Origin of the sequence: Mycobacterium sp. UM_11, assembly GCF_001414075.1 — a bacterium.
In the GTDB taxonomy this organism is placed as follows: domain Bacteria; phylum Actinomycetota; class Actinomycetes; order Mycobacteriales; family Mycobacteriaceae; genus Mycobacterium.
Window position 1 is genome coordinate 1 of sequence record NZ_LATC01000135.1, and the last position, 9,999, is coordinate 9,999.

8 protein-coding genes are annotated in these 9,999 nt (G+C 69.6%); 4 read left to right on the forward strand and 4 right to left on the reverse strand.

The window, feature by feature from the left end:
• From WU80_RS22560 to WU80_RS22570, 3 genes are all read right to left on the reverse strand, one after another.
• Positions 1-2,231, reverse strand: a 2,231-nt coding sequence (locus tag WU80_RS22560; protein WP_055405316.1) for an ATP-binding cassette domain-containing protein, incomplete at its 3' end; no start/stop codon positions are given.
• Between the two features lies 1 nt (position 2,232).
• Positions 2,233-4,875 carry an FHA domain-containing protein gene (locus WU80_RS22565; protein WP_055405317.1) on the reverse strand — a complete coding sequence of 881 codons (2,643 nt, stop codon included), beginning with the start codon at positions 4,873-4,875 and terminating at the stop codon, positions 2,233-2,235.
• A gap of 70 nt (positions 4,876-4,945) precedes the next feature.
• On the reverse strand, positions 4,946-6,154 hold the full coding sequence (locus tag WU80_RS22570; RefSeq protein WP_055405318.1) for an NADH:flavin oxidoreductase: 1,209 nt from the start codon (positions 6,152-6,154) through the stop codon (positions 4,946-4,948).
• 39 nt (positions 6,155-6,193) lie between these two features.
• Here WU80_RS22570 and WU80_RS22575 point away from each other — a divergent pair, with 39 nt between their 5' ends.
• Together WU80_RS22575 and WU80_RS22580 are read left to right on the forward strand one after the other, a co-directional pair.
• On the forward strand, positions 6,194-7,039 hold the full coding sequence (locus WU80_RS22575) for a bifunctional methylenetetrahydrofolate dehydrogenase/methenyltetrahydrofolate cyclohydrolase (protein ID WP_055405319.1): 846 nt from the start codon (positions 6,194-6,196) through the stop codon (positions 7,037-7,039).
• Positions 7,036-7,317: a DUF3017 domain-containing protein gene (locus WU80_RS22580; RefSeq protein WP_055405320.1), complete on the forward strand. Its 282-nt coding sequence runs from the start codon at positions 7,036-7,038 to the stop codon at positions 7,315-7,317. Before WU80_RS22575 ends, WU80_RS22580 begins: the two co-directional genes overlap by 4 nt.
• Here WU80_RS22580 and WU80_RS22585 read toward each other — a convergent pair.
• Positions 7,314-7,865, reverse strand: coding sequence for a DUF732 domain-containing protein (locus WU80_RS22585; RefSeq protein ID WP_055405321.1), 552 nt, complete (start codon positions 7,863-7,865; stop codon positions 7,314-7,316). The genes WU80_RS22580 and WU80_RS22585 overlap by 4 nt on opposite strands.
• A gap of 295 nt (positions 7,866-8,160) precedes the next feature.
• Here WU80_RS22585 and WU80_RS22590 point away from each other — a divergent pair, with 295 nt between their 5' ends.
• Both WU80_RS22590 and WU80_RS22595 read left to right on the forward strand, forming a co-directional pair.
• Positions 8,161-9,591, forward strand: a complete 1,431-nt coding sequence (locus WU80_RS22590) for an FAD-binding oxidoreductase (protein WP_055405322.1) — start codon at positions 8,161-8,163, stop codon at positions 9,589-9,591.
• Between the two features lie 106 nt (positions 9,592-9,697).
• Positions 9,698-9,999 (forward strand): DUF222 domain-containing protein (locus WU80_RS22595; RefSeq protein ID WP_156371818.1); only part of this gene is annotated, 302 nt, incomplete at its 3' end.

Consider the following 9,999-nt stretch of genomic DNA (forward strand, 5'->3'; position numbering starts at 1 on the left):
GACACCACCAGCAGCGGCATGATCTGTTCGCTGGAGCGCGCCAGCGCCGACAGCAGCAGGCCCAGCATCGCCGCCGCCACGCACGTCGCCGCGACGGCGACGAACAGCTCGAGCGTGGCGTTGCCCAGCAGCACGGCCGGCCGCTTCGGGGTGCCCTTGCCCGCCACCACGATCGCCGTCGCGATGGCCGCCTGGACGACGGCGAACACACAGAACACCGCGACCTTGGCCAGCAGGTACGCCGTGGTCGACAGCCCGACCGCCTGCTCCCGCTTAAAGATCAGGCGCTCGCCGATGAGGTCGCGGATGGTCAGCGCTGTGCCCATGAACGCCGCGGCCATGGTGAGCAGCGTCAAAATCGTCCCGGCCTCGCCGGCCGATTCGCTGGTCGGATCGGCGTAGCCGAAACCGGTGTGGCCGGGCACGGTCAGCGACAGCGCGCCCATCACGAACGGCAGCAGCGTCAGGAACACGAAGTAGGCGCGGTCGGAGACCACCAGCCGAACCTGGCGGCGGGCGATGGTGGAGAACTGGCGCCGCATGCTGGTGCCCGGCGCGACATCCAGGTCGGCCGGCGCCTCGGTCTCCACCGCCGGCGGCGGCTTGTTCTGCGCCAGAAAACGGCGGTTGGCCTCGTCGGGGTCGGCGCCCACCTTCGCGAAGATCTGCGCCCAGTTGGTGGTGCCCATGACCGCCCCGATCTGGTCGGGCGGGCCCAGGAACGCCGTCTTGCCGCCGGGCGCCATCAGCAGCACCTGGTCGCAGACGTCGAGGTAGGTCAGGGAGTGGGTGACCACCAGCACCACCCGGCCGGCGTCGGCCAGCTGGCGCAGCATCGTCATCACCTGCAGGTCCAGCGCCGGGTCCAGGCCGGAGGTCGGCTCGTCGAGGATCAGCAGCGACGGCCCGGTGATCAGCTCGAGGGCCACCGAGGCGCGCTTGCGCTGGCCGCCGGAGAGCTTGTCGACGCGGGTGTCGGCGTGCTGGGTCAGCCCCAGCTCGTCGAGCACCTGGGCGACCACCTGTTCGCGGTCGGCCTTGCTGGTGTCGGGCGGCAGCCGCAGCTCGGCCGCGTAGCCCAGCGCCTGGGTGACCGTCAGCTGGCGGTGCACGACATCGTCCTGGGGGACCATCCCGATCCGGGTGCGCAGCGACGCGTACTCGGTGTGGATGTTGTGCCCCTCGAACGTGACCACCCCGGAGGTCGGGGTCGCGTACCCGGCGATCAACCGCGACAGCGTGCTCTTGCCCGCGCCCGACCCGCCGATCAGGGCGGTCAGCGTGCCCGGGCGGGCCGTCATGGAGATCCGCTCCAGCAGGCTCTTGCCGTTGATGCTGAAATCGACGCCGCGCACCTCCAGGCCTCCCGTGCGCGCCGCCGCCTCCTGGCGGCGGACCAGGATGCCGCCGGAGAACACCAGGTCGACGTTGCCGATGGTGACCACGTCGCCCTCGGACAGCACCGCGGACGCGGCCTTGACGCCGTTGACGAAGGTGCCGTTGCTGCTGTTGGCGTCCCGGATCTCGGGCCCCGCCGGCGTCGGGGTCAGGAACGCGTGGTGGCGCGAGGCCAGCACGTCGTGGATGACGATGTCGTTGTCGAGCGCCCGACCGATCCAGGCGGCGCGTCCGGGCCGGTCGGTCGCCCTGTCGGAGTCGGGGCCCAGGTTCTTCACCCGCGTGGTCGGGAACTCCGCCCGCTGGCCGCTCACGCCGATCTCGGTCGGCGGGATCGCAACGGGCGGCCCGCCCGCCTGCGGCACCGCCCGGGTGCCGGCGTCCGGGCGGACGATCGGCACGGCGGTGGTGCGCTGCGGGCCCTCCCACTGGTACGGGCGCGGCGACTGGGCCGGGGCTTGCCGCGGCGGGGCGATGACCGGGATCGCCTCGGTCGTCGGCGGCAGCATGCCGACCGACCCGGTGTGGTGGCCGACCTCGAAGGTGATCCGCGGGCCGTCGGCCCTGCCGAGGTTGACGGTCTGGCCGTCGACGATGTCGAACTGCGGCACCCGCTGGCCGCCGACGTACACGCCGTTCTGCGAATTGTTGTCCAGCGCAATCCACTTGCCGTGGTCGAAGCGCAGCAGCAGGTGCGCGCGGGCGATCAGGGGGTGCGCCACCCGCAGGTCCGCGTGCAGGTCGCTGCCGACGACCACGTCGCAGCCGGCCGCGAAGCTACCCTTCGACCGGTCGGATCGAACCGTCAGTACGGGCTCGGCAGCTTGCGTCATGTCAACGTTTCAGCCGGATGTGCCAGCGGACGTAGGCGGTGTAGCCGATCGACAGCGCCGCGAGCATGAGCATGTCGAACACGAAGATGTGCTTGGAGTGCTGCCAGATCGGGTCGTTGGTCGGGATCTGCTTGACCTTCACCAGCGACGGAAAGTCGATCGACGAGGCGCCCGCGGCGTAGCCCCACCGCGCGGGTGTCAGCCACGCGAGCTGTTCGAGGCCGAAGCGCTGATAGACGGGGATCATCCCGCTGGAGAACACCAGCTGCGACATGATCGACACCACCAGCAGCGGCATGATCTGTTCGTTGGACTGCGCCAGGGCCGACAGCAGCAGCCCCAGCATCGCCGACGCCACACAGGTGCCTGCGACGGTGACGAACAGCGAGAACGTGGAGTTGCCGAAGAACGGCGGGTGCGCGGTCGGCGCGCCCTTGCCCAGCCGCACGATGATGGTCGCGATGGCCGCCTGCAGCGTCGCGAAGACGCAGAACACCGCGATCTTGGCCAGCAGGTAGGCGGTGGTGGACAGGCCGACGGCCTGCTCCCGCCGGAAGATCGGGCGCTCGCCGATCAGGTCGCGGATGGTCAGGGCGGTGCCCATGAAGACGGCGCCGATGTTCAGCAGCACCATGATGTACTGCGGCTGGGTGGGCGCGGGGCCGAGCGGGTCGGCCGGGCCGAGGCCGGGATGCGGGCCCTTCACCGTCAGCGACAACGCCCCGATGAGGAACGGCAGGATCGCCAGGAAGATCGTGTAGCCGCGGTCGGATACCACCAGGCGCACCTGGCGGCGGGCGATCGTGGACAGCTGCCGCCACAGGTCGGTCTTCGGCGGCTCGCCCAGGTCGGCCGGGCTTTGCGGGGAAGGTGGCCGCGACGACCCCTGGTCGCGTTCCTTGAACCGGCGGTTCGCCTCGTCCGGGTCGGCTCCCACCTTGGCGAAGATGTCGGCCCAGTTGCGGGTGCCCATGGCCGCCTCGACCTGGTCGGGCGGCCCGCAGAAGGCGGTCTTGCCGCCCGGCGCGACCAGCAGGATCTGGTCGCACACGTCCAGATACGACACCGAGTGGGTCACCACCAGCACCGTGCGACCGGCGTCGGCGAGCTGGCGCAGCATCAGCATGACCTGCCGGTCCAGCGCCGGGTCCAGGCCGGACGTCGGCTCGTCGAGCAGCAGCAGCGACGGCTGGGTGAGCAGCTCGAGGGCCACCGAGGCGCGCTTGCGCTGCCCGCCCGACAGCTTGTCGACCCGGGTCTCGGCGTGCTTGGTCATGTCGAGTTCTTCGAGGACCTGCGCGACGACCTGGGCCCGCTCCGCTTTGCTGGTGTCGGGCGGCAGGCGCAGCTCGGCGGCGTAGTTCAGGGCCTGGTTGACGGTCAGCTGGCGGTGCACGACGTCGTCCTGCGGGACCATCCCGATCCGGCTGCGCATCGTCGCGTACTCGGCGTGGATGTCGTGGCCCTCGAAGGTCACCGAGCCCGACGTGGGGCTGGTGTAGCCCACGATCACCCGCGACAGCGTGGTCTTGCCCGCGCCCGAGCCGCCGATGATGGCGGTCAGCGTGCCGGGCCGCGCGGTCAGCGAGATGTGGTCGAGCAGTTGCTTGTTCTGCTCGACGGTGTAGCAGACGGAGTTCACTTCCAGGCCGCCGGTGCGCGTCGCGGCCTCGGTGCGGCGCAGCAGGGTGTCGCGGGTGAACACCAGGTCGACGTTGCCGATGGTGACCACGTCGCCCTCGGTCAACACCGCGGACCCCACCCGCACGCCGTTGACGAAGGTGCCGTTGACGCTGTGCGCGTCGCGGATCTCGGTGCCCAGCGGCGTCTGGGTCAAAAACGCGTGATGGCGGGAGGCGAGCACGTCCTGGATGACGATGTCGTTGTCGGTGGACCGGCCGATCGTGATCGCGCCGGACGGCTTCGGCATCGCGCCGGATCGCGACGGCATGAGCGCCTGGAACATCTTGGTCGCCAGGTTGGCCACCTCGGGCGGCTTCGCGGCGCTGCGCGACATCTCGGTCTGCGGCGAGCCCACCCCGGCCACCTGCGGGCGCGCCTGGAAATTGGCGGGCGGGGGAGCGGGCGGGCGTCCACCGCCGGCATACATCGGTTGGGCCGGCGGGGCGGGGCGCGGCCCCGGCGGGCCGGGGGGCGGCCGGCGCGGCGGCGGCGGCGCCCAGTTGGGCGGGCGGCCCGCCGGCCCGGGCGGGGGACCGGGTGGGGCCGCGACTGGCGGGCCCGCCGGCGAGGCGGACCACGCCGCGCCGGATGGCTGGGCCGCCATCGGGATGCCCATCGACTCGGTTTGCGGTGGGCGCCCGGCCATCCCTTGGTGCCGGCCGACCTCGAACATCAGCTGCGGCCCGTCCGGGTTCCCGATGTTGAGGCTTTGGCCGTCGTGGATCTCGACCACCGGCACCCGCCGGCCGTTGACGAAAGTGCCGTTGAGCGAACCGTTGTCGATCGCCAGCCACCGGCCCTGGTCGAACCGCAGCAGCAGGTGCGCGCGCGAAATGAGCGGGTGGGTGATGCGCATGTCGGCGCGCAGATCGCGCCCCACCACCACGTCGTGGCCGGCGGCAAAGGTGCGTTCTGACCCGTCATGACGAACCGTCAGCACGGGGGCGGCTGGTGCACTCATCGAACCAACTGTATCTCGTGAACCCAAGGCCACCCTGAGGTCCAAATGTGCGTTCGGGGGCCCGCTCTCGTCACCGCGCTAGCAGATCGGGGGCGCCCGTGACCACGCACTGGGTGCGCGTGTAGATGGTGGCCATGCACTTGTTGCAGTGCGTGCACGCGGAATGCACGCTGTGCGCCGCGCCGTCGGCCGCGATCCGATTGATCAGGTCGGGTTCGGCCAGCAGCGCCCGGCCCATCGCGACGAAGTCAAACCCCTCCGCCATCGCCAGGTCCATCGTGTCCCGGTTGGTGATGCCGCCGAGCAGGATCAGTGGCATGGTCAGCTCGGCGCGGAACAGCTTGGCGTGCCGCAACAAATAGGCCTCGCGGTAGGGGTACTCGCGCAGGAACTTCTTGCCGGTCATCCGCATGCCCCAACTCAGCGGCGGCTTGAACGCCGCGGCGAACTCCTTAAGCGGCGCGTCACCGTGGAACAGGTACATCGGGTTCACCAGTGAGCTGCCCGCGGTGAGTTCGATCGCGTCCAGCCCGCCGTCGTCCTGCAGCCACTTGGCGGTGGTCAGCGATTCCTCGGTGGAGATGCCGCCACGCACCCCGTCGGTCATGTTGAGCTTTGCGGTGACCGCGATCGGCGTGCCCTCCTTTTCCACCGCGCGGCGCACGGCCATCACAATGCCGCGTGCCACCTTCGCCCGGTTCTCAAGCGACCCGCCGAACTCGTCGTCGCGCCGGTTGATCAGCGGGGACAAGAACGAGCTCGCCAAGTAGTTGTGGCCCAAGTGGATTTCGACCGCGTCGAAGCCGGCTTCGATCGCCAGCCGGACGGCGCCCGCGTGCCCCTCGATGACGTCGTCGATGTCGTCGCGCGTCGCCTTCTTGGCGAACCGCATCCCGATCGGATTGAAGAACCGCACCGGTGCCAGCGCCCTGGCCTTGTTGGATTTGGCGTTGGCCACCGGCCCCGCGTGGCCGATCTGCGCGCTCACCGCCGCGCCCTCGGCGTGGATCGCGTCGGTGAGCTTACGGAAGCCGGGCACCGCCTCCGGGCGCATCCAGATCCCGTTGCCCTCGGTGCGGCCGCCGGGGGAGACGGCGCAATAGGCGACGGTGGTCATGCCGACGCCGCCGGCGGCGGGCAGCCGGTGGTATTCGATCAGGTCGTCGGTCACCAGGGTGTCGGGCGTGCGGGCCTCGAAGGTCGCCGACTTGATGGTGCGGTTACGCAGCGTGATCGGGCCCAGCTTGGCCGGGCTGAACACGTCCGGAGGGGTAGACATATCGGGAGCCTAACGGCAAGGCATGCCAGACTGTCAGGCGTGGGCGCAATCACACTGGACGGCAAGGCCACCCGCGACGAAATCTTCGTCGATCTCAAAGAACGAGTGGCCGCCCTGACCGCGTCGGGCCGCACGCCCGGGCTGGGGACCATCCTGGTCGGCGACGATCCGGGGTCGCAGGCCTACGTCCGGGGCAAGCACGCCGACTGCGCCAAGGTCGGCATCACCTCGATCCGCCGGGACCTGCCGGCCGACATCAGCACCGCGACGCTTCACGACACCATCGACGAGCTAAACGCCAACCCGGATTGCACCGGCTACATCGTGCAGTTGCCGTTGCCCAAGCATCTGGACGAGAACGCGGCGCTGGAGCGGGTCGACCCGAACAAGGACGCCGACGGCCTGCACCCCACGAACCTGGGCCGGCTGGTGCTCAGCGTTGCGGCGCCGCTGCCGTGCACCGCTCGCGGGATCGTGCACCTGCTGCGCCGCTACGACGTCGAGATCGCCGGCGCGCATGTGGTCATCATCGGCCGGGGTGTGACGGTGGGACGCCCGTTGGGCCTGCTGCTGACCCGCCGCTCCGAGAACGCCACGGTGACGTTGTGCCACACCGGAACTCGCGATCTGGCCACGCATACCCGGCAGGCGGACATCGTGGTGGCCGCCGTCGGGGTACCACATATGTTGACCGCCGACATGGTGCGTCCGGGTGCCGCGGTCGTCGACGTGGGGGTCAGCCGGACCGACAACGGGTTGGTCGGCGACGTGCACCCCGACGTGTGGGAGGTCGCCGGCCACGTGTCCCCGAATCCCGGCGGTGTCGGCCCGTTGACCCGGGCGTTCCTGCTGACCAACGTCGTCGAACTCGCCGAGCGGCAATGAGCGCGAGGTCGCTCGTCCGGGCCCAGTGGCCAATCCTGCTGGTGGGCTTGACTTTCGCGACCGCGCTGGCGCTGGTGGGGGCCAACTTCTGGCGCCGCGGGTCACTGTTGATCGGCATCGGTGTCGGCCTGGCGGCGGCGCTGAGATTGGTGCTGTCCGACGAGCGGTCCGGCCTTTTGGTGGTGCGTAGCAAGGGAATTGACTTCGTCACCACGGCGACGGTCGCGGCCGCGATGGTCTACATCGCGTGGACCATCGACCCGCTGGGTACCGGTTAGATACCCGGCGCCGCCGGGATCCGCCCCGGTATGCCGGGCATCTGCCCGGCCATGCCGGGATACTGGCCCGCCACGCCGGGGATTTGTCCGGCCATGCCGGGGATCTGCCCGCCCGTCATGCCGGGTACGCCGGGAACCTGCCCGGGCATTCCCGGCATCTGCGGAACCGACAGGTTGCCGTTGGCCAGGTTCGCCATCTGCTCCGGACAGTAGGTCTGTATCGCGATGGTGGTGAACATGCGCGCCATCATGGGCGACATGCCCCGGCCGGAGACGCTGGACGCGGCCGCGGCGAAGTTGCCGCCCGGCTGGGCAAGCATCGGGCAGATGGACTGGCCCACCGACATCGCGTTTCCGGGCTCGCCGAAGTCGATGCCGGCGTGGTTGAGCGCGTCGATGAAGTTGTCGTCGGGGTTGTCCGCGCCGGCCGGCGCGGCGAACGCCGACGCCGCGGTGAGCAGGCCGGCGGCGGCAGCGAGCAGACGAACGGTCAGGGGCTGGTTCCGAAACAGCCAGATCCATCGGTTCGTTCGTGCCAGTGCCTTCATGCAGCCTCCCCCGCAATCGTGGAGTGCGCAGAAAGCACTCGAATCACGTTGAGAACTCTGAGCTATCATTGTCACGTTTGCGACACGGTGGGATAAAGGTTCGCACAATAAGCGTTTTGTGAGTCGGCCGCGGCCGCGACGTCGATTATTGGGCGGTCTGCGCTCGGCACGCTTTTCGGCGGATCGAAGCCACACTGTGATCTTGACACGGGCGCCCAGACCGGGCTTTTGCGTGTGAAATGTTTAAGAATCTCCGCACATGACGACGAATCGCAGCCGTCCGCTTGACCCCTTGATGCAGGGCCGCATCTCGCGCCAGACGTTTCTGCGCGGCGCCGTCGGAATGTTGGCGACCGGGGCGGTTTTGGGCCCGGCGCGCGCCGCCGCGGACCCCGCGGCCGGCTGGGGCGGGCTGGCGTCCTCCATCGGCGGCAGCGTCGTGCTGCCCGCCAACGGCGCCCAATTCGCCACCAGCAAAAAGGTTTTCAACTCGTTCTATGACAGCTCCAATCCCGCTGCGGTGGTGACGGTTTCGTCGCAGGCGGATGTGCAGAAGGCGGTGGCGTTCGCGACGGCCAACAACCTCAAGGTCGCCCCGCGCGGGGGAGGGCATTCGTACATCGGCGCGTCCAGTGCCAACGGCACCTTGGTGCTGGACCTGCGGGGGCTCCCAGGCGCGCCCAACTTCGACGGCAACACCATCACCGTCACCCCCGCGACCACCCTGTACGCGATCCACCAGGCATTGGCAAGTGCCGGCCGGGCGATCCCCACCGGCAGTTGTCCGAACGTCGGCATCGCCGGCCTCGCGATGGGCGGCGGGATCGGGCCCGATACCCGGCACGCGGGCCTGACCTGTGACGCGCTGCAGTCGGCCACGGTGGTGCTGCCCAGCGGCGACGTGGTGACCGCCTCGGCCAATGACAACCCCGATCTGTTCTGGGCGCTTCGCGGCGGAGGGGGCGGCAATTTCGGGGTGACCACGTCGATGACGTTCTCCACCTTCGCGACCTCCGACAGCGACGTGGTGCGGCTCGACTTCCCGCCGGCCTCGGCCACCCAGGTGCTCGTCGGTTGGCAGTCCTGGCTGAGCGCCGCGGACCGAAACACCTGGGGCATAGTCGATCTGATGATCGGTTCGGCGCCGAATTGTCACGTGCTGGCGCTCTGCCCGGCGGGCGCGGGCGCGGGCGTGGTCGATGCGATCAAGACCGCGGTGGGGGTGGCGCCCACGTCCGTGATGAACAAGACGATGAATCGCTCGGATTTGGTGATGTACCTGGCCGGGGGCAGCTCCAATCCGCCGGCCCGCGCGTTCCTGGCCGGTTCCGACGTCATCGGGCCGGTGGATTCCGCTGCGGCACATGCCATTGCGACCGCGATCGGGCAGTGGCCGTCGGGGGCGGGGCAGGCGTCGGTGCTCGTCGACCCGCTCGGCGGCGCCGCCGCGGACGTGGCCGCCGGGGACACCGCTTTCCCGTGGCGCAACCAGGCGGCCGTGCTGCAGTGGTACGTCGAACCGTCCGGCGGCCAGGCCGCCGCCGCGAACACCTGGCTGAGCTCCGCGCATCAAGCGGTGCAACAGATCTCGGTCGGCGGATACGTCAATTACCTGGAGCCCAATGGCGCGCCGGCGCGCTACTTCGGCTCGAATCTGTCGCGGCTGACTGCCGTGCGGCAGAAGTACGACCCGAATCGGGTCATGTACTCAGGGCTGAACTTCTAGCCGTTTGCAGCCCCGGCCGCTCCCGCGCGAAAGTTTTTGCGCGAGTGTGTATCTGTGGCGATTTTCGGGCGCGTTTTTGTCGGTGGGGGTCGTTAGGTTCGGGGGTATGAGTCCAAGCGGTCATCCAGACGTCGACGCGGTGTTCGACGATCTCGACGCCGTCTTGGCCCGCGTCCGCGCACTACCGGTGGACGCTTTGAACGTTCACCAACAGCTGGCGATGCTCGAGCGCAGCGAAAAAGTACGCCGGCAGCTGCCGGCCCTCGAGCATCCGGTGATCAACACCCTGGGCCGCCAGGCCACCGCCGAGGAGCTGGGCGGCAGCCTGCCGCACGCGATCGCCGAGGCGACGCTGATCAGCCGCGCCGAGGCGTCGAGGCGGGTCAAAGAGGCGATCGAGTTGGGGCC